At 36.4% G+C, this 21,427-nt stretch carries 18 protein-coding genes and 1 pseudogene; 7 read left to right on the forward strand and 12 right to left on the reverse strand.

Annotated features, from left to right (window positions below; genetic code table 11):
* Window positions 1-84 precede the first annotated feature (84 nt).
* From HNR32_RS14220 to HNR32_RS12125, 5 genes are all read right to left on the reverse strand, one after another.
* Entirely contained in the window at window positions 85-210 is a 126-nt protein-coding gene (locus tag HNR32_RS14220; protein WP_260162756.1) for a hypothetical protein, read from the reverse strand.
* A gap of 452 nt (window positions 211-662) precedes the next feature.
* The gene (locus HNR32_RS12110; RefSeq protein ID WP_183863073.1) at window positions 663-1,487 is read right to left on the reverse strand and encodes an aminotransferase class III-fold pyridoxal phosphate-dependent enzyme; all 825 of its coding nucleotides are present in this window, start codon (window positions 1,485-1,487) and stop codon (window positions 663-665) included.
* Window positions 1,488-1,627: 140 nt separating this feature from the next.
* Window positions 1,628-1,816 (reverse strand): zinc ribbon domain-containing protein, encoded by a 189-nt coding sequence (locus HNR32_RS12115; protein WP_231038093.1) that lies wholly within the window; start codon window positions 1,814-1,816, stop codon window positions 1,628-1,630.
* Between the two features lie 581 nt (window positions 1,817-2,397).
* Window positions 2,398-2,910: an aminotransferase class III-fold pyridoxal phosphate-dependent enzyme gene (locus HNR32_RS12120; RefSeq protein WP_196611070.1), complete on the reverse strand. Its 513-nt coding sequence runs from the start codon at window positions 2,908-2,910 to the stop codon at window positions 2,398-2,400.
* Between the two features lie 160 nt (window positions 2,911-3,070).
* Window positions 3,071-4,246, reverse strand: a complete 1,176-nt coding sequence (locus tag HNR32_RS12125) for a PucR family transcriptional regulator (RefSeq protein WP_183863046.1) — start codon at window positions 4,244-4,246, stop codon at window positions 3,071-3,073.
* Between the two features lie 216 nt (window positions 4,247-4,462).
* Here HNR32_RS12125 and HNR32_RS12130 point away from each other — a divergent pair, with 216 nt between their 5' ends.
* The gene (locus tag HNR32_RS12130; protein ID WP_183863048.1) at window positions 4,463-5,563 is read left to right on the forward strand and encodes an iron-containing alcohol dehydrogenase family protein; all 1,101 of its coding nucleotides are present in this window, start codon (window positions 4,463-4,465) and stop codon (window positions 5,561-5,563) included.
* A 328-nt stretch (window positions 5,564-5,891) separates the two neighbouring features.
* Here HNR32_RS12130 and HNR32_RS12135 read toward each other — a convergent pair whose 3' ends face one another.
* Window positions 5,892-7,565, reverse strand: coding sequence for an SEL1-like repeat protein (locus HNR32_RS12135; protein WP_183863050.1), 1,674 nt, complete (start codon window positions 7,563-7,565; stop codon window positions 5,892-5,894).
* A 29-nt stretch (window positions 7,566-7,594) separates the two neighbouring features.
* Window positions 7,595-8,793 (reverse strand): annotated as a pseudogene (locus tag HNR32_RS12140) (multidrug effflux MFS transporter).
* Between the two features lie 244 nt (window positions 8,794-9,037).
* Between HNR32_RS12140 and HNR32_RS12145 the strand changes: the two are divergent.
* From HNR32_RS12145 to HNR32_RS12160, 4 genes are read left to right on the forward strand one after another with little or no spacing between them, the layout of a single operon-like run.
* Window positions 9,038-9,535, forward strand: coding sequence for an HD domain-containing protein (locus tag HNR32_RS12145; RefSeq protein WP_183863052.1), 498 nt, complete (start codon window positions 9,038-9,040; stop codon window positions 9,533-9,535).
* Between the two features lie 18 nt (window positions 9,536-9,553).
* Complete coding sequence (gene folP, locus HNR32_RS12150; protein ID WP_183863054.1) at window positions 9,554-10,369, forward strand: dihydropteroate synthase; 816 nt, start codon at window positions 9,554-9,556, stop codon at window positions 10,367-10,369.
* An 11-nt stretch (window positions 10,370-10,380) separates the two neighbouring features.
* The gene (folK, locus tag HNR32_RS12155; protein ID WP_183863056.1) at window positions 10,381-11,223 is read left to right on the forward strand and encodes a 2-amino-4-hydroxy-6-hydroxymethyldihydropteridine diphosphokinase; all 843 of its coding nucleotides are present in this window, start codon (window positions 10,381-10,383) and stop codon (window positions 11,221-11,223) included.
* Window positions 11,224-11,228: 5 nt separating this feature from the next.
* A complete protein-coding gene (locus HNR32_RS12160; RefSeq protein ID WP_183863058.1) occupies window positions 11,229-12,302 on the forward strand; it encodes an iron-containing alcohol dehydrogenase family protein in 1,074 nt (357 codons plus the stop codon).
* Window positions 12,303-12,679: 377 nt separating this feature from the next.
* On the opposite strand, the gene HNR32_RS12165 is transcribed toward HNR32_RS12160, so the two are convergent.
* The 3 genes from HNR32_RS12165 to HNR32_RS12175 form a co-directional block, all read right to left on the reverse strand.
* Window positions 12,680-13,393: an SIMPL domain-containing protein gene (locus tag HNR32_RS12165; RefSeq protein ID WP_183863060.1), complete on the reverse strand. Its 714-nt coding sequence runs from the start codon at window positions 13,391-13,393 to the stop codon at window positions 12,680-12,682.
* Window positions 13,394-13,490: 97 nt separating this feature from the next.
* Window positions 13,491-14,597, reverse strand: coding sequence for a redox-regulated ATPase YchF (gene ychF / locus HNR32_RS12170; RefSeq protein WP_183863063.1), 1,107 nt, complete (start codon window positions 14,595-14,597; stop codon window positions 13,491-13,493).
* Between the two features lie 81 nt (window positions 14,598-14,678).
* Window positions 14,679-16,706: an LTA synthase family protein gene (locus HNR32_RS12175; RefSeq protein ID WP_311636921.1), complete on the reverse strand. Its 2,028-nt coding sequence runs from the start codon at window positions 16,704-16,706 to the stop codon at window positions 14,679-14,681.
* 308 nt (window positions 16,707-17,014) lie between these two features.
* Here HNR32_RS12175 and HNR32_RS12180 point away from each other — a divergent pair, with 308 nt between their 5' ends.
* Window positions 17,015-18,115, forward strand: a complete 1,101-nt coding sequence (locus HNR32_RS12180; RefSeq protein ID WP_183863065.1) for a hypothetical protein — start codon at window positions 17,015-17,017, stop codon at window positions 18,113-18,115.
* A 28-nt stretch (window positions 18,116-18,143) separates the two neighbouring features.
* The gene (locus tag HNR32_RS12185; protein ID WP_183863067.1) at window positions 18,144-19,031 is read left to right on the forward strand and encodes a hypothetical protein; all 888 of its coding nucleotides are present in this window, start codon (window positions 18,144-18,146) and stop codon (window positions 19,029-19,031) included.
* 95 nt (window positions 19,032-19,126) lie between these two features.
* Here the strand turns inward: HNR32_RS12185 and HNR32_RS12190 are convergent, their stop codons facing one another.
* Together HNR32_RS12190 and HNR32_RS12195 are read right to left on the reverse strand one after the other, a co-directional pair.
* Complete coding sequence (locus HNR32_RS12190; RefSeq protein ID WP_183863069.1) at window positions 19,127-19,717, reverse strand: ribonuclease H1 domain-containing protein; 591 nt, start codon at window positions 19,715-19,717, stop codon at window positions 19,127-19,129.
* Window positions 19,718-19,736: 19 nt separating this feature from the next.
* Window positions 19,737-21,029: an amidohydrolase gene (locus HNR32_RS12195; protein ID WP_183863071.1), complete on the reverse strand. Its 1,293-nt coding sequence runs from the start codon at window positions 21,027-21,029 to the stop codon at window positions 19,737-19,739.
* Between the last annotated feature and the right edge of the window lie 398 nt (window positions 21,030-21,427).

The following is a 21,427-nucleotide window of genomic DNA, read 5'->3' on the forward strand; positions in this document are numbered from 1 at the left end:
CAATCTCTATATGCATATTTCTATACATACTGACTAGTTTGGTCGCCTAACTCACGACTGAAGTCACGAGTGTGCGGCTCCCATTTAATCAATTTGCTGGGCCCATTCATAAAAATGCCGCGCATTTTTGTGCCAAGCCTTGGGAAATTCCGCTATTATCTGCAATATCTGCTCTTTTATATATTTTTTATTGCTATTTTTATCAGCCATAATTTTTCCTGCCTTAATTATTTAGTGTTAATTATATATTACTATATAATTAAACAGGAAAAAAGATTAATACTTTTCTTTGACACAAAGAAAAGTATCCTTACTGTGTACACTTTATTTCTAGAGCGCTAAAGCGCTAAGAACTAAAGCGAAAGAAATATCTCGCTTTCATAAATATTCCTGCAAAAATTACGCTTTTCTGATATGGATTTCAAACTCGCTTCGCTCAAACAAAAGAAATCCAACCATATCAGTACAGCTTATTTTTGCTATGCTAACGCATACCAGAATATTTATAATGCGAAAAAACCTCTCCTACTATAAAGCTATAAATCTTAACACTTTAACATTTAAATAATTTCTATATACTAAGAAAATAAATATCTTTTATCTTGAAAAAACAAAAAAGTTCTCCCATTTAAAAGGAGAACTTTTTTATCCTCAGTGCTTATTTAGGCATGAACACCAACTGCCACTTTATTGAGATATTTTGCATCTACCCATTCCAATACTTCGTCCATTTTTTTCATTTCTTCACGCAATTGTGCTTCGGTAATAATCAATGGCGGTGCAACTAGTACCATATTTTCATGAGAATATGTCATAAAGAATTTCTTTTTAAGTTCACCAATAATTGATGACATGATCCCTTTAGGATCAGCTCCATATTCTACTAATGGTTCTCTGGTTGCTTTATCTTTTACCAATTCAATAGCTGAAAACAATCCCATATAGCGAACATCACCAATGCAGGCATGTTTAGCTTTTAATTCTTCGAGAATTTCGCCTAATACTTTACCTACTTTTTGTACATTATCAAGTACATTATGTTCTTGATAGTATTTTACACAGGCAACACCAGCGGCACACGATAATGGATGACCACTGTAAGTTAAACCACAGGACAAGAAATTATCATCAAAGAATTCAGCAATTTTACTGGACACAGCAACTCCGCCCAGTTGTGTATAACCGCAGGTTACGCCTTTAGCAAAGCTTACCAGATCTGGCTTTATTCCCCAATTTTCAAAAGCAAACATTTTGCCTGTTCTGCCAAAACCTGCCATAACTTCATCGCAAATCATCATTATGCCAAATTCATCACAAATCTTACGAACCCCAGCTAAATAACCATCTGGCGGTATAATTACACCGTTTGAACCGGTAATTGTTTCCATAACAATTGCTGCTACATCATTAGGATTTTCATAAATTATCTGTTCCCGTAATTTGCCAACATAATAATCAGCTGCTTCTTTTTCTGAGGTAAAATTGATTTTTTCTCTATATACATATGGCTGAACCTCCCACGACTAAAGTCGCGGGGTTCCTGCTTCACAGATAGTTGCGCAAAATTCACGTCTTATATTATCTCCACAGGCTATCCCCGTAGTTCCTACGGTTCTTATATATGTTATTACACTGCTGTGTTTAAAATTCTTAGTCCTTCATTGCGAATGTTTATGGCGGCATTTATATCTCTGTCATGATGTACTTTACATTCAGGACATTCCCATTGTCTTATAGTAAGGTCTTTAACTTCTTTGTTTTGATAACCACAATTATGACAAAGCTGACTTGATGGATAGAATTTATCTATTTGCATTATTTCATAACGTACTCACTTTTCTTTGCATCCTTATAAGATTATCGCCTGATTACCTTAAAAATAACATGCAGGCTTTAGAAAAGCAAGTTTTTCGTAGTAACATATATAAGAATCGTAAGTTCTTTTTTAGTCGTATCGGGGAGGTGTCGTTCACACAGGTTCGCTGCTACCCATGCGGTTCTCTTATGAACTCCTTTATGTTTCCATAAAGCACAGACTATATCTTGTCCTTCGGCATTATCCGTTAAGGTCTGCCCACTTCCGGTCGCTTGACCGTACTTCCCTCAAGAGGAATAGTCGTTGGGGATTCTCCTGTTCGGAGCTTTCCTGCTGATTGTCCATTTTCTTAGTGTTTAGGGTTTAACCATGCACCATACAGTATATTTTTTCTACTTTCGTCGCCGTCACGTTTAAGCTTATTTCATCTTTGCGTTGTGGCTATACTGTCTTTAGGAGTTTCCAGCATTTCAAGCAGTATTGGATTGGTCTTTTGCCAATCTCTATATGCATATTTCTATACATACTGACTAGTTTGGTCGCCTAACTCACGACTGAAGTCACGAGTGTGCGGCTCCCATTTAATCAAAAAATTTTACAAAGCCGGGAATGCCTGGTTCTAATGGATAGCGGCGTGGTTCGCCAGTCAAATTACCTGCACCAAATGAAGAACCATGATAGCTGCGATAACGACTGAATATTTTTTTTCTGCCCGTAAACATTCTGGCTATTTTTATGGCATTTTCATTGGCATCAGCACCGGCATTGGTGAAAAATACCTTACCAAAATTATCCGGCAGTAAATTAACAATCATTTCTGCCAAATCTGCTCTGCTTTCTACTGCAATTGCTGGTGATACAAAACAAAATTTATCAGCCTGCTCTTTTATTGCTGCTGCTATTTCTTTATTGCCATGACCAAGATTCATATTAACAAGCTGAGAAGACATATCTGTATAACGATTGCCTTCATAATCCCAATAATAAATATTATCGCTTTTTTCAACTACAATCGGATTAAGATTTCCCTGTTTTGACCATGATTGTATATTATACTTCAAGGATTTTTGTTTGATATCTTCTGCTTTAGACATTATTACCCCTCCAAAAAATATGCAATAAAAAAAGCCGCAAAAAAACACTTTTTCTTGCAAGCTTCATTGCTTTTATTTATTAAATTTGATGGATTAAGTTTAAGTCAGTTTACTTTCTTTGTCTATGTGGAATATTTACAAAAACACCTTGGGCATTTTATCAATTTTGCATAAAGCTCAAAAATGTTTTCATTTTAAAAGCTATGCGAAAATTTAAACGCATCTCAGAGTTTTCCATGCTGCACTGCATAATCTCTTCAATTCTTTTAAGACGATAAGTCAGCGTATTTCTATGAATAAAAAGTCGTTTAATCGTAGTTGCTACATCTTCATTTTCTTCCAGATATACTTCTAACGTTCTGGTAAACTCTGAATTATTTTTTTCATCATAGTGCAATAATTCTCCCAAAACCTCTGTATAATATTTTTGGATAAAATTCAAATCATTGACTTTGTCAAACACACGAAAAATATTGGTATCCTTATATAAAATGTAATCAGCACTATTGTCTTTTCGCGCTAAATTAAGGGTAAAATGAGCTTCTTTATGGCTTTGCTGCAATTCGCTGAATTTTTCATAGCTGCCACCTATGCCAATAAATACATCTAACGCCAATTCATCATGCAGCACATGTTTTAAATCTGCCGGAAAGTTTTTCTCTTTATTATATTCAGATATGATAAAAACAGCCTCACTGCCATTCCATGTAAATAGGCATGGTTCATCATATTTAAGCATTATTTCCTGAAAAAGCAGCATTAATCTTTCCTGATATTCCTCAATATTTCTCAACTGTTTTGCCGAAAACTCCAGCAGCATTATTTGCTTTTGTGGCAGTAAATCATAATCATCAAGGAGTGCCATATCAAACATTTTTTCAACTGAATTATGCTCGGAAAACAATATTTTCTTTACCAATCCCTGCACATTCTTATATTTGGAACGCTCTGCCAAAATAAGCTCACCAATTTTCCGTGTCACATTGCCCAATCGTATATCCCACGGAACAGAAAAAATCGGGATCATATGCTTATCCGCATAAGTAATAACTTCCTGTGGTATATCCATAATATACTTTCCTGTATTTATAACAAGTCCTGCTCCCTGTTTTTCATCAATGCCCTTTAGCATCTGCAGTATTTTATTTTTATCATTGCCTATGGAAATACCAGTCATAAATACAAGTTCATTGTTTTGTAAAAATTGTATTTCATCCACACCTTCTAAAGCATGAAACCAGCGAATAATTCTATCGAGTCCTTTACTGCCGCCTTTAAGCACCATATTTCTATCCAAGAAGGATAAACTTAACAGTTTTTTACAGGTAATCGGCATATTATCGCCTCCTTTGTTTAGAAGTTTAGCACAAAACACACTTTTTTTCTGCATTTTTATTAAACTTTATGTGAAAATAGCCAAATAATTACATCTGCGTTTGTTCATTCTTACAGAATACTTTATTAAGTATTGACATATATTATTTGCTGTTTATACTAAAAAACATTAAATATAATAGATTTAACTTAAAATAATAAAAACGAGGTTACTAATATGCAAACTTTACTATTTAATCTGCCTACAAAAATTATTATGGGCAATAATTGTATCCAAGAACATGCTGATGTATTTAAGCTGGGAAAAAAAGCACTTATCGTGACCGGCCATCATTCAGCTAAAAATAATGGCTCACAGGCTGATGTGGAAACTGTTTTAAAAAAGCATAATATTGACTATGCTTTATTTGACGAAGTAAACAGCAATCCTGATATTCCTACTGTCTATAAAGGCGCTGAATTTGCAAAAAAAGAACAAGCTGATTTTATAATTGCCATTGGCGGCGGTTCTCCTATGGATGCTGCTAAAGCCATTGCCTTACTTGCCTGCCAGGATATCAAAGAAGAAAATTTATTTTCTGGACAATATGATGATAAAGTGCTGCCAATGATTCATATTCCGACCACTTCTGGTACCGGCAGTGAGGTTACTCAATATTCTATTCTATCGAATGACAACGCTAAAACAAAAACTACAATTGCCACCCCCTTAATTTTTCCTGCATATGCCCTGCTTGATGCCCGCTACCAAGAAAACCTGCCCCTTACAATAACTGTAAACACAGCGCTGGATGCCCTTTCTCACAATATTGAAAGCTTTTTATCCTTAAAGATTAATTCGCTTATAAGCCAAATTACCCAAAGCGGCATTAAACAAATCGGTGATTGTTTTACAGCACTGGAAAATAATAATATTACTGCTGAAATAAGAGAAAAATTAATGTATAGCTCTCTAATGGGCGGTATAGCCATTGCCCATACTGGTACTAATATTGTTCATTCACTCGGCTATTCACTAACCTATTTCCGGCATATTGACCATGGTCGTGCTAATGCTTTGACCATAGCTGAATACCTTGAATTTATTGCTAAAAATAATCCAGATAAGGTAAAAATAATTTTAAATTGCATGAATCTGCCTGATGTTGCCGCGTTCAAGGCTAAATTAACTGCTCTTTTAGGTGAACAGGAACATTTTTCTTTGGAAGAGCTGCAAAGTTATACCAAGATTGCCTTAAAAGCTAAAAATATCAATACCAGCTTAACCTGCCCTACTAAAGATGATGTTTTAAATCTTTATAAACAAAGCCTGATCTGATATTATAACAAAAAAAAGGCTGTCACACATTAATAAATTATGTGCGGCAACCTTTATTTTTTGTGGTTTTAAAGCCGTCCCTTGCACTGTGTGTACTATATTTCTGCTTTGCTTACTACATTTCTAAGCACTGAAGTGCAAAGAACTGTAGCATAAGCGCTAAAGCGCAAAGAACTATAGCAAGGGAAGGTGGCACTGCGAAGCAGTGTCGGAAGGGTTAAATTTAACCCCTCAGTCAGCTAAAGCTGCCAGCTCCCCTATAGGGGAGCCTTTTAGAATGAATTATTAATATATCATGCATACAACAGCCTCGTTGTTTTGTTTATGCTTATTTATTATCTGCCAGCCATTTTACTGCTTCTTTATAATTATTAGCAGCAGCCTTTTCCATCCACTGATGTGCTAATTCCATATCTTTTTTGATATTATCTGATGCATATAAAACTGCTAAATTATATTGAGCTGTTGCTTCGCCTTTATCGGCAGCCGCCTCATACCATTTTTGTGCTTCAGTATAATTTACATCAGTACCATAGCCATTTTCGTACATGACCCCTAAGCTGCATTGACCCTGTAAATCGCCATTTTCAGCAGCCTTAGTAAAATGCACTAAAGCCTGTTTATAATCCTTTTCAACACCTTCACCATATAAATATAAGCAAGCCAGCTGATAATCAGCCTGTCCCATCTTTTGTTCCGAAGCTTTTTTATACCATTTTATGGCTTCATCATAATTTTTTTCAACACCATCGCCGGCCTGATACAGCATGCCCAAACTAAATGCCGCATATGGATCATCCTGTTCAGCTGCCTTTAAGTACCATTCATGGGCTTTTTCCATGTTCTTTTCAGTACCTTCGCCATATCTGTACATTTCGCCAAGTTCAAACTGTGCCGGCATATATCCCTGCTTAGCGGACGCCATATACCAGCTGAAGGCCTGTTTATAATCTTTTTCCACACCTTCACCAGCATCATACATAGCTGCCAAAATACATTGGGCTACAGCATGATTTTTTTCAGCAGCTCGTTGATACCATTTAGCTGCTTCCTTATAATCCTGCTTCACACCAGCGCCCGTATCATACATTTTTCCAAGGTAAAATTGTGCTGCTACAAATTCCTGCTTGGCAGCTGCCAAGTACCATTTTACTGCTTCCTGCGGATTTTCTTCAACAATACAGCCTGTAGCATACATAACACCTAGATTACATTGTGCTGGTGCATGTCCCTGTTCAGCTGATTTTTTATAGTAATCCAGCGCCTTATTTCTATTTTGTTCAACGCCGTAGCCATTATCGTACATAAAGCCTAAATTACACTGAGCCAATGGGCTATTTTTATCAGCCGAGGCTTTGTACCATTTTACTGCTTTTTCATAGTCCTGCTCAATAACATCATTTCCTTCGAAATACCAGTCACCCAAGCGGCACTGTGCTGCTGTATGACCATTTTGAGCAGCTTGTTCATACCAATAAGCTGCTTTTTTAGGGTCTTTAGCTACGCCCCAGCCATTATTATAAAATCCTGCCATATCATTTTGTGCTAAGGCATATCCCTGCTCGGCTGCCATTGTACACCATTTGACGGTTTCCGCTGGATTTACGACTACCATTACACCGGAATAATGCAAAAAGCTAAGCTCATATTGGGCAAATACGTCACCAGCCTCAGCCAATTCTTTTATTTCATTAATTAGTTTAGGCTGACCGTAATCTGGTTTTTCTAAAATATAATACCATAATGAGCATAATTTATCACCGGCTTCATGACCCTTGCGATAATATTTTTTTTGCAATACTTTATTGCTGACGCCGGGTACAAATTGCCCATTATAAATTTTTCCCAATAAATAATATGCTCGTACACAATCCTTATCAGCTAATTTTTTTATAAGTTCAAAGGCTTTTTCATATTCACAATGTAAAAATAATTGCTGTGCCTCACTCATTTTTTCATCGATATCGTTTTGCTGTAAGTTATTACTTACTTCATTATTCATACTTATTATTTTCCGCCTTCCAGTTATAATTATCGTTTTTTTATCAATGCCATAAAAAACAACATTGCCAATACTTCGCAGACAAAAATAGTAACAGCTGTCGGCACAGCGGTATCAGAGCCACCCATTCCAACTATTGGCGCAATAAGCCCGCCGGAAATAGTGGAAAAAAATCCCAGCAGAGCCGATACACTGCCTGCCATTTCACTTCTGCCATGCATAGCCAAAGAAAAAGTAGTTGCCGCAATATTTGGTAATGCTGTCTGTGTAAATAATAAAAGTGCTATCAATATATAAATATTCCAGCTTTGTATTATTCCGATCAAAAATAATGCTCCAAAAAATAAGCCCTGTATCAGTCCAGCATATAACAGCTTATATTCCTTGACTTTTCCTGCCAAAGAATTAGTTATTTGACCAGCGATAGCCATCCCTATACCCACTATTGCAAAAACAAAGCTAAATTGCTGCGGTGAAAAACCATAGATATTTTGTAATATAAATGGCATGCCTGATATATAGGCAAATAATGCCGAAAATATGAAAAACTGTATTGCACAAATACCAATAAAATATTTATCACGGCATAAGGATACAAAGATTTTTATAACAGCAGTAAATTGCGCCTTTATACGATTTTCTGCACTCAGACTTTCATTATAACAAAAAATTGCCAACAACGTTATAATTATTCCAATAATTGTTAAAACAATAAATACACTGCGCCACGTAAAAAAGACCAATAATTGACCGCCTATAACCGGTGCAAATATTGGTGCCAAGCCCTGTATAACCATTACTGTCGCAAAAAACTTCGTCAATATTGTCCCAGAATATATATCACTGGCTATCGCTCGGCTTACTACCAGTGCTGCTGCGCCCGCGAAACCACCCAATAATCTTACAAAAATAAAAAAATATATATTAGTGATAAAAGCACAGGCTAATGCTGCCAATAAAAAAATAACCAGTCCAATTAGAAGCGGTTTTTTCTGCCAAATATATCACTTAACGGTCCTACTATAATCTGTCCAAAAGCCAATCCAATAAGCCATGTTGTCAAAGTAAGCTGGATATATGATGCTGATACATTAAGATTCTGGCTGATTTCTGGAAAAGCCGGTAAATACATGTCTGTTGCTAATGGCCCAATTGCAGCAATGGCTGCCAATAAAATAATAAGAATTTTTCCTGCCGCTGGTGCCTGTTCTTCTTTACTTATCTGCATAATTTTTTTATAAACCTCCTAAACATTGTAGAGATTATTATATTTTATTTTCTTAAATAAAGTCAACAAATATTTACAATTCAATTTGCTATAAAAACTATAATATATACTTACATAATTTCATAATTTTTAACAATAAAATACAATATTTATTTTTAAACAAGAAATATTATGTTAATATATCTAGTATAGAATATATTATTGGAAGTATATTTTTAATAAAAACTATTTTTAAGGAACAACTATGAACGATTTTAGAAATGATACTCGCAATAAAATTTTACAACATCCATTATTTATCAAGCATTATAAAAAAATTGCACAGGATGAAAAAAATCGACCATTTTGTCGGCATGATATCAGCCATTTTCTTGATGTAGCTCGTATTGCCATGATAATAAATACTAAAGAGAATTATGCCATTGCCGAAAATCTTATTTATGCCGCTGGTCTTTTACATGATATTGGACGCCATAAACAATATCATGAAGGCATTGACCATGCCCAAGCCAGTGCCAAAATCGCTAAAAAAATTCTTATCGACTGCTCTTTTAGCGATAAGGATATAGATATAATCACTGATGCTATCAGCACTCATCGCACTATGGCTATTGCCAATGAAGGCAGTTTACGCGGTCTTATCTATCGTGCTGATAAAATGAGCCGCAATTGTTTTTTTTGTGAAGCTACTGATAAATGCAATTGGCCACAGGAAAAAAAACGCACTACTATAATTTACTGATATCCAGGGAGGATTTTTATGTTAATCGGAAATAAAAAATTTTCAACTAATAATAAGACCTATGTAATGGGAATCTTAAATATCACGCCAGATTCTTTTTCTGACGGGGGAAAATTTAATGACAACAGTAAAGCTTTGCATCATGCTGAAGATATGATTAAGGAAGGTGCTGCCATAATTGATATTGGCGGTGAATCAACTCGCCCTGAGCATGTCCAAATAAGTACCCAGGAAGAAATCGAACGCGTCTGCCCTATAATCGAATTACTAAAGAATCATTTTGATATTCCTGTTTCAATTGATACATATAAAGCCCCTGTAGCCAGAGCAGCTATCACTGCTGGCGCTGATTTAATCAATGATATCTGGGGACTAAAATACGATAAAGATATGGCTTCTGTAATTGCTAAAAGCAACCTAGCCTGCTGTCTTATGCATAATCGTGAGAACAGCAGCTATAATAATTATTTAACCGATATTCTCACTGATTTAGAAGAAACACTTTCTATCGCTGAACAGGCTGGTATCAACCGCGACAAAATAATTCTTGATCCCGGCATTGGTTTTGCCAAAACTTACCAAAATAATATTTCACTTTTAAAATACATGGAAATACTGCATAAATTTAATTTGCCCTTGCTCTTAGGCACCTCAAGAAAATCTGTTATTGGTCTTTCCCTTGATCTGCCTGTAAATGAACGAATGGAAGGAACTTTGGTAACTACTGTTTTAGCAGTATTAAAAGACTATATGTTTGTCCGTGTACACGATGTAAAAGAAAATTATCGTGCTATACAAATGGCTGAAGCTATAAAATATAGTGCAGAACTATAATTGGAGAAAAAATGGATATTATATCAATAAAAGATCTAGTTGTCTATGCTTTTCATGGGGCCCTGCCCGAAGAAAATAAACTTGGCCAGAATTTTATAATATCGGCTAAATTATTTACTAATACCCGCCCAGCTGGTCGAACTGATTCACTCGATAAAACAATAAATTATGCTGAAGTATGCCATTTTATAAACGACTTTACCCGAAAACATACTGTAAAACTTTTAGAAACCGCTGCCGAGCAATTAGCGGCACAATTACTATTAAATTTTTCGCTGATAAAAAAAATAAGCTTAACGATAAAAAAACCCAGTGCACCCGTAGGATTGCCGCTAAAGCACACTGCAGTTACAATAACCCGCTGCTGGCATGAAGTATTTATTTCTTTTGGTTCTAATATTGATGATAAGAAAAAATATATAAATGACGGTATAAGAGCTTTAAACAATATCCCCCAAATAAAAAACATTGTTGTATCAGACTTATACGACAGCAGTCCTTATGGCGAAGTAGCACAGGATAACTTTATTAACGGTGTTTTAAAATTATCTACGTTGCTGTCGCCTCATGAATTACTTGATATTTTACATGCTGTTGAAAAAGCTGCCGGACGCAAACGCACCATTCACTGGGGACCACGCACGCTTGATCTTGATATACTGTTCTATGATGAAAAAATCATCATAGATGAAGAACTCATCGTCCCACACCCTGATATGCTTAACCGCGATTTTGTAATGGTGCCGCTGCAGCAAATCGCTCCTTATAAAATACACCCTCTCACTGGCAAAACAATCACACAATTAGTTGAAGAAATTCCTTCAACTAATATTCATATACTCAACAAGGAGTGATAATAATGCATTCTACTACTTATTTGCCCAGTTATACCATTACTGATGCCTATGATAATATTGCTAATATCTGTTGTGCTTATGGCAAAACAGCTGTTGTAATCGGTGGAAAAACTGCTATTAGCAAGGCTAAAGATGAACTACTGTCTGCTATCAATGACAGCGATTTACAGATAAGTGACTTTCTTTGGTTTGGCGGCAATGCTACTCATAAGAATATCAATAATTTACTTGCTAATTCTGCTGTCAAAACTGCTGACATGATTTTTGCCGTTGGCGGTGGCCGGGCTGTTGATACAGCTAAAGCTGTTGCCGATAAATCAGAAAAACCTGTATTTACCTTTCCAACTATTGCTTCCAATTGTGCACCAGTTACATCATTATGTATTCTTTATAATGAAGATGGCAGCTTCGGTGAATTTTATATGGGTAAGCGACCAGCTATACATTCTTTCATTAATACAAGTATTATCGTCAAGGCACCTATCATGTATTTTCGTGCTGGTATTGGTGATGCCTTATCTAAACAGTATGAAGCTGAATTTAATGCCCGTAAGGCTGAGCTTAACCACAGCAATGAATTGGGCCTGCAGATAAGCCGTAATTGTTCCCGACAATTATTAAAATACGGCATAGCTGCTCTGGCTGATGCTAAAGCTCAAACTGCTTCAACGGCTTTTGCCGAAACAGCAGCTACTATTATTGTAAATACTGGTCTTGTATCTGTGCTGGTTGATAACTGCTATAACAGCAGTCTGGCTCATGCCGCTTATATCTCCCGTACCCAGCTGGCTGACTGCGAAAGTCATATGCATGGCGAAATAGTCGATTACGGCGTATTATTTCTGCTGACTCTTGATGGGCAGCTAGACGAACGCAATAAGGTTTATGCCTTTAATAAAAAAGCCGGCCTTCCAGTGTGCCTTAATGATATTGGTGTAAATAATAATGATCTGGATAAATTCATCCAGGTCATCAGTGAGGATAAATACATAAATTATGCACCATATACTGTTGATAAAAATAAAATAAAAACAGCAATTGATGATTTAGAAAAATATCATCAATCACAAATATAAGCTTTTTTAATATTCATTTTCTTTTACATTTTAAACCCTTCCGACTTGACTTTGTCAAGCCACCTTCCCTATGCTGTAGTTCTTAGTGCTTTAGCACTTTAGAAATACAGTACACACTGTGCAGGGACGGCTTTTAGACCAGTAACAATTATAAAATTTTGCTAAATATCTCCTCACTTTATAATCGCTACCGATTTTAGGCTCCCCTCTAGGGGAGCTGGCAGCTTTAGCTGCCTGAAGGGTTAATTTTCTTATTATATAACTATTTCTTCACTGCTTTGCAGTGCTCCCTGCCCCTAAAGGAACGGCTTTAAAATCACAAAAATGAGGCTGTTGCACATATTTATCAATGTGCAACAGCCTCATTTTTATAGTTATTAATTAATTTCAAATGTTACATTTATCCGGGCTGATACTTTTAAATCACGGGCCTGAATCGGTGTTGCTGCTGTCATTCGCGACGACAGCATCTTCATATCGATATTGGATGGCTGGTAGTTTTCTATATACACATTACCTTCGGTAACACTAACTACATTGACCACTGATTTACCTAATTCACCTGCTATCGCCTTGGATTTGTTTTTGGCATCACGAACAGCTGCCTTAAGTGCTGTTTCTTTATATTTTTTTATATCATTTACAGCAAAATTTACTGAATCAACATTAGTTGCACCATTTTTTACCGCTGTATCAATTATATTACCAATCTGATTTATATCATGTGTTGTAACAATAATGTTATTTTCAGCCCGATAACCTGTTATTAATTGATTATTATCTTTATCATAAGTAGGATAAAAATTGTATGAAGATGTTTTTATATCATCCTTTTGCAATCCCATTGCCACAAGGGCGTTTTGAATTTTCTGCATAACTGCGGCATTATCATCACCGGCCTGCTGAGCCGTATTCCCCGTAGTAGTTATACCAATTTCTACTGATGCCTTATCAGGAGTTATGTAAAATTCACTTTCCCCCTGCACAGTCAAGGTCCGCACCGTGCTTTCAGCCGCATCAGCAACTGCTGACGGCAGTACAAATGGCAGTAATAATATTGCCAACAAAGGCAGTAAATATAACTTTTTCATCTAGTCATCTCCTCAGTAAATATCAGTCAAATTAATTATACGCTATTTCGTAAGATTCAAATATTTAAAAGGCTCATTTATCAACGACACCACAAAATTATACATTAAATCTAAAGTAAGTGACATCGCCGTCTTTCATTACATACTCTTTACCTTCAAGACGTACCTGACCTTTTTCTTTAGCAGCATTGGTACTGCCGGCAGCCACTAAATCATCGTATGTAACTATTTCTGCACGAATAAAACCACGTTCGATATCAGTATGGATCTTTCCTGCTGCCTGTGGAGCTTTCGTTCCTTCAGTTATTGTCCATGCTCTGCATTCATCAGAACCAGCTGTTAAAAAGGTCAGTAATCCCAATAATTTAAATGCAGCTTTTATTAATTTAGCAAGACCAGATTCGTCAAGTCCCATTTCTTTTAAGAATTCTACCGCTTCTTCATTGTCGAGCTCAGCTATTTCTGATTCTACACGGGCAGAAATTACAACCACTTCGGCATTTTCCTTGGCTGCATATTCTTTTACTTTTTGTACAAAAGGATTATCCTTGTCAGCAGTAGCTGCTTCATCTTCAGCGACATTGGCAATAAATAAAGTTGGTTTCATTGTCAGTAATGTAAGTTCATCAAGCATAATCCGTTCTTCATCAGTAATTTCTACACGGCGGGCAGCCTGTCCTTCCGACAATACTTCATATACTTTTTTAAGCATAATTTCTTCAGCCTTAGCTTCTTTAGCGCCACTTTTAGCCGCACGGCTTACTTTATCAAGACGTTTTTCAACTGTTTCCATATCTGCAAGACACAGCTCGGTATTTATTATCACAATATCACGAATCGGATCAATTGAGCCTTCGACATGAGTTATATTCCCATCATCAAAACAACGCACAACATGGGCTACAGCATCAACCTGACGAATATGTGACAGGAACTTATTGCCAAGGCCTTCCCCCTGGGCAGCCCCTTTTACAAGACCTGCTATATCAACAAAGCGTATCGAAGCCGGTGTAGTTTTTTTGGAATTATACATTTCATGTAAAACCTGCAAACGTACATCAGGGACTTCTACTACCCCTACGTTTGGTTCAATCGTACAAAACGGATAATTGGCGGCTTCTGCTCCTGCTTTTGTTATTGCATTAAATAATGTACTTTTTCCTACGTTAGGGAGCCCGACAATTCCAACTTCCAAATTACTCAAAATAATTTCTCCTCCATAATCTGTTTTAACTTAATCATATAGTTATTATACCCTGCCACTGGCAAAATTAAAAGTATACTCTTAGTTTGTTTTAGCAGCTGTACGATATTGCTGTATTGGCAAATTACCGCCATGCTGAGCTCGCCACCACGAAACAGCTCTAATCGCATTGGCATACTGCATAACATCTTTTTGCTGCGGTATTTTTTTATCTTTACTAAAATTATCTGGCATAAACTGCGGCGCATCAGTTCTGCCCATATAGCCGTTAGTAAGCCAAAATGCATAATTGGCCGCAATATTATTATGCTCAGTCAAACTTTTACCCACAGAATAATAGGTAAAATTTTTCGGTGCGATAAGTTCCATAAGTGTCGGAATCACATCAATCTGACTACCTACAGCATTAGCACTAAGTATATTTTTGTCAATACCCTGGCCATTAATAATAAATGGTATTGCATACCGTTTATAGGTCGTAGGTGCCTTTTCTATATTGTAGCGGTCAGCATGGTCACCGATTATTATAAATAAGCTGTCTGGATAACGCTGCTTCATTTTATCAATAAACTGGCGCATCATTTTATCGGCATAATAAAAATGTCCAAGTTCTTTTAATAGTTCATCATCACTGCGATATTTTTCCGGCAAAGCATTTTTTACCATCTGACTGTCAAAACCATTGGCTTTTAAATCAACTTCAAACGGTGAATGATTGGAAACATTTAATATTACATTAAATGAACTGCTATCATCAGTAGCATCTTCTACCAAGCTGTATAAATCCTTATCATCAGCCCCCCAAACACTGCCTTTTGTAGTTTCATGGATATCACTGCGGCTGTAAAATTTATCAAAGCCCTGTGCTAAAGTAAAGTTTTGAATGTTTTCCCAGGAAGATGGCCCGGCATAATAAAAATTAGTTTTGTAGCCCAAACGTTTCATTTGCGGAGCAGTAGCCGTACTATATGGCTCTTTCATCTGATTTACCATCGTAGTCAAATATAAATTGGCATCCGCAAAATTAGTAACAATACCCATCAAAGCATTAACTGTACTGGAACCATTGGGCAGAAACTCGCTGCAGTATGCTGTATTTTGCTCTGTGGTCAATGATTTTATTCCATCGGCCAAATGCAAGTCAGCATATTCAGGTAAAAGCGGCCAATTAGCATAGCTTTCCGAAATAATTAAGAATATATGTTTGGGTTTTTGTATTTTAGCCCCTTGAGCTTTTTTTTCTAAGTAATAGTCTAAATTACTGCTTTCATTATTTTTCCCACTTAAATATTGGGCATAGTGACGTACCTGATTTGCTGTATAACTTAAGCCATTGCTGCCAGTATTTCTTTTTTCCAGGCAATAGGCTCTATATAATGCCTGTCCATCATCTAATATGGCTTCATTTAGAAAATTATCTTTTGTTATTGCTGAATTCTCCCAATCAATTTGTGTCTGCCAACTCCAACTGCCACTAAATAATGATAATCTGGCAATCAAATAGACTGCCAAAATAAGGACTATTTTGCCCCGCCAACGCAAAGGAAAATATTTTGCTGGTAATTTTTCCTTAATATTCCAATTAAGAAATTTTCGCCATAAGTAAAAAGCTATTATTATCAATAAAAGGACGCCCAATAGACGTACTGGCAGATTAAATTCATCCATAAAAGTCCAAAATAAAGCCTGCCAATCTTCATGCACTGCTGTAAACAGCATACGATTAAAACCGCTGTGATAAATACGATAAAAAGGAAATCGGGCAATAAATAATGTCGACAAAACAAGTATCTGAATTACTATGACTGTATTTAATGCGTACTTGCTCCATTTTTTATTGATAACACTGACTAGAATATATACCGACAAAGAAACAAGCGTAAGTATTCCCACCGTCTGCATGCTCATCTGCATACCAAGTATAAAGGCATTTTTTATGTCCCCGAAAGTTACGATCTTACTCATATAGCTGTGCATATCTATAACAAATATTAAACGAAATATTGATAGCAGCAGCCAGAAAAAAACATAACATTTAGCACCAATTAAAAAAGTTTCTAAAAATTTATTCCAATACATATCAGTATTAAATTTGCAAAATTTTTTCACGATAAATCAGCGGCCCTTCGTAGTAAAGTTAAAATTAATATGTGACATATTACCACATTACTAAAGACTTAGCAATGTAGTAAAAATTGTTATTCTATCGTAAATTGCCTGTTTATGTTAAAATAGTATTTAGAATTATTTTTAGACAAGTTTTAGCCAGTACTTAAATCCGCGTTAATAATTAATTTTCCCTATCTATTCATTCACAGCAAATACTATTTCAATTGCGGCCTGGCAGCTAAATATAGCTAGTTCTAACAATATTTATTATAAGACTGTAAGATTTATGAAAAAGGAAGTTATAATTTATGTCTTGGCATAGATTCAAAGTAAAAGGCAAGCACTATCTGACAAAACGAATGCGTACAATTGATGTTGTCGCTCGTTCTGATACAGCTGCTAAACAAAAAGCAATTACAAAAAAACTCTTACCTCCTTTTAGCTGCGAAGAAATTTCTTTTGATCCACCGACAAAAACCACTATCAATAATGCCCAAAAAGCAGGCATAGAAATCCCTTTAAATGCCAGCAATGATGATGTAATTAGTCTCATTGAAGGCAAAGGTGATATTATGCCCGCGGCTGGATTAATGGCTTTCGCTGAAAGATGGGACATTTATTTTTCGCAGTATATCAGTAATAAAAATCTCTACAATCTTTTATTTAAAGATTTACTGCCTATAAATAAAGCAGCTTTTTTTATTTTTTCAATTTATAAATTTTTATCCAATGATAAAAAAGCGAATTTGGAAACGCATCCTTATAAAGATATTTTTTATGAATTTGCCACAGCAGCCCTTGATGATAAACGCGTGCTTCGCTCCATCATAAATTATCAGGGAGAACAATTATGCTATTTCGGCAAAGCTATTGATATGCCTGCTGATTATAAATCCGGCAGTATGAATACCATCGCTTACAAAAGTGCTCTGTGCTTTATTAATAAGCATTTTACCGAGACTTTTATGCCAATAGCAACGCCAACTAACACATCAGCTGTAGCGCAGACAAAGATGCCAACAACTGCGGCAATAGTTAACAAAAAATTATCAGTAAAACCATCTACTCCGGTTAGCAAAGAAGTACTTGAAAAAAAGGAAATCATTCCAACAAAAACTGTTTCACCAAATCCGGTAGTATTTATTTTGTCGAAAACTGATTACTCCATTCCTGCCGGTGCTCTTAAATTAAAAAGTCGGATTATAAAAATCCCTGATTTGGAAAAAAAACCCTTATCGGATTTATCTGTTTACCACCGCACCGAAGTAATTGTGTTCCCCCAAACAGTCATAGAATCACCTGTACAAACTATTGATATACCGGCAAAACAATCCAGAAATATCGGCTGTTTTGCTATTCTTATAATATTTTTACTCATCGCTATTATGATTTTTTCATTTTTATTTTAACAATTTTAATGGATAGAGGTGATGTACTATGAAAAAATCCATATTATTATTTTTTACTGCTTTATCCCTTCTTTTTTCAATTAGTATAACTACTGCTTATGCTCAAACTACTCATTATGAAGCCGATAAAACTCACTGGGTATGGGTGTCTGCCGATTCTAAATACGGTAAACTTTATGCACCTGACAGAGTAACTGTAACCTCCAGAAAAAATGGAGTACCTGTTCGCATCGAAGCCTGGATAAAAACTACATATTCGGCTACAGGCGCGGCTGAAACAGTTCCTGCCATGAAACTATCTAAAGAAATACCTGTAGCTTCAACACTTCGCTATAGTCTTGCTCTTGTCGAAATTAATCCGCAAAGCCGCACGCTCGACTATCTAGAAGAAATATTTTATGATGCCAATGGCAAGGTCTTAGTTTCACACAAATACGACAAACCTCGTATTAAAGAAATCACATCGCAAGCTTTTGATGAAAATTTTTATGATGCTATTATTGATCATGTTTTTGACCAAGGTGAAACCAAACGTGCCAAAGCCTCAGATCGCTGGATTACTCTCTGGCGTCATGTTGGGCCATCTTTAACCGCTTCAGCCAGTGCTGACACTACTACCATAAGAAAGCGCGGTAATGATGTATTTGTCTGGACTTGGGAAGAAACGCGGAAAAATACCGGCGGCGTTATAGCCGATATTAAATTCTGCAAAAAAGTTTTTAATTTAAAAAACTATACTTACAAAACCATTTCCTATTCACATTGGACAACCAAAGATAGATGGAAAAATGAAAATAGTTCATTAAATGGTAATTATATTGCTATCGTTCCTGACAGCAGGGAAGACTCAGAATTTCGTGCTATAGAAAATTATGTAAAAGCTAATCCTGACTGGGCAGCCCGTTATCAGATTTAAGCTTTTTACAGTGCCGCATTCTCTAAATAGCGAGCATTTAAAACCATAAAAATGAGCCGTCGTACTTTTTTTATAAATGTACGACGGCTCATTTTTTACAATAATCCCAGTTCTTTTTTTGCTAATTTATCAACGAATTCATTACCAGCTACACCAGTATGACCTGTTACTTTTTTAAAATGTACAATATCACGATAATCTTTCATATACTGCGCATAAGCAATCGTTCCTGGCATATTAGCTTTCCAGCGGCCTTCTGCCCATTCAGATATACCAATATAATCATGGCAGATAATTATCTGCGCCAGTCCGGCTTGCTTTGCCCATGCCGCTGCCTGCATTGCTGCTTCTATCTCCCCCGCTACATTGTTCATTTTAGCATTTTCTGCAGACTTACCTACGCCACTATCACTATGAATTAATTTTCCCTGCTGATAAACAGCTATAGCCCAGCTGTATTTGCCTGCAATATAGGAACCATCTACATAAGCATAGTAAGAATTATTATCCTCTACTGTCTTTTTTTCGTTGCCACCTAAATATTCCTGTGCTTCTTCTAAGGTAACAAATCCCTTATAAAGTGCTCCGGCAAAATGATCAATCTGCTCTTTACACTCAGCCCAAGTTTTAAAGATACCTGTTTTGCGTCCTTTTTTGACGGCATAAAAATTTTTCTTTGCTGCCAAATTATTTCTCCTTCATGCTTTATTCATTTAATAGTGCTCTGCCAGTGAGTTTTTTAGCACTTTTATTTACTTCAAAAATAACTTTTTCTTCATCAATAGTAGTAAGTTTGCCCTTTTCTAATAGAATCTTACCGTTTACCAATACTGTATCTACCATAGAAGCATTGGCAGAATATACTAATAACGACACGGCATCATAGCATGGTGTCCACTGAGTCCCCTGCATATTCACCAAAGTAATATCGGCTTTCATGCCGCTTTTTAATTCACCAATATCAGAAAGTCCTACTGCTTTCGCCCCATAGGCTGTTCCCATTTTCAATGCTTCTGCTGCTGGTACCATCAGCGGATCTAATCTTTGAACCTTATGGATAAGCGCCGCTAAATTTATTTCTTCCAGCATATCAAGATTATTATTACTGGAAGTACCATCTGTGCCAAGACCCACACATACTCCTGCTTCCAGTAATTTCCCCACTGGTGCTATGCCACTGGCCAATTTTAAATTACTGCCTGGATTATGCGCAACACGTACATTATGTTTCTTCATAATAGCTATATCTTCATCTGTTAAATGTACACAATGCGCTGCTAACACACCTAAATCGAAAATGCCAACATCTTCCATCAATGCCATTGGCGTCATGCCATACTGCTTAATACAATCATCTACTTCACCTTTGGTTTCAGCTAAATGAATATGGATTTCGGCATTATATTTTTGTGCTTTTTCCATAACCTGTTTTAAAAATTTAGGCGGACAGGTATATGGTGCATGCGGGCCAAACATAACGGTTATTCTGCCGTCGGCCGCATTATTATATTCTTCAAATAATGTGCAGTTTTCCTGCAGGGCATCCTGTCCATTTGGTGCTACTCCAATCATGCCGCGTGATAAAATAGCACGTATACCTGTTTCTTCAACGGCTTCAGCTACTTTTTCCATATCTCCATACATATCGGCAAAAGTTGTTGTTCCTGTTTTTATCATTTCAGCAATACCCAGCATTGCGCCCCAATAGATATCATCTTTTTTCATCTTAGCTTCTATCGGCCAAATTTTATTTTCCAGCCAATCCATCAGTTTCATATCGTCGGCATAGCTTCTAAGCAATGTCATTGATACATGGGTATGAGTGTTTACAAAACCTGGTACTGCCAGTTTATTTTTACCATCGATAATATTATCAGCAGTAAAATCTGCGGGAACATCACCTACTGCTGAAATTTTATCATTTTCTATGGCGATATTTGTCTTTTTGGTGCTGCCATCTGGCAATACTGCCAGTACGTCTTTTATTAATGTGTTCATTTTTCACTTTCCCTTTCATAATAAAGGGGCTGCCGCATGCGTGATATATTAATGCTTCATCCCCCAAGGCTCCCATCTAGGGGAGCTGGCAGCTTTAGCTGACTGAGGGGTTAAGTATTAATTAGTTTATTTTCTAACCCTTCCGTCACTGCTTCGCAGTGCCACCTTCCCTAAAGGGACGGCTTTAAAATCACAAAAAATGAGGTTGACGCACGTATTTCTTAACGTGCGACAGCCTCTTTATTAATTTCTATTTACAGATTAAGCCTGATGCAGGTAATCATATTGTTCTTTAGACAATTCCTGAACCTCCCACGACTAAAGTCGCGGGGTTCCTGCTTCACAGATAGTTGCGCAAAAAACACGTCTTACATTATCTCCACAGGCTATCCCCGTAG

The organism is Pectinatus brassicae (genome assembly GCF_014201835.1).
GTDB classification, from domain to species: Bacteria; Bacillota; Negativicutes; order Selenomonadales; family Selenomonadaceae; genus Pectinatus; species Pectinatus brassicae.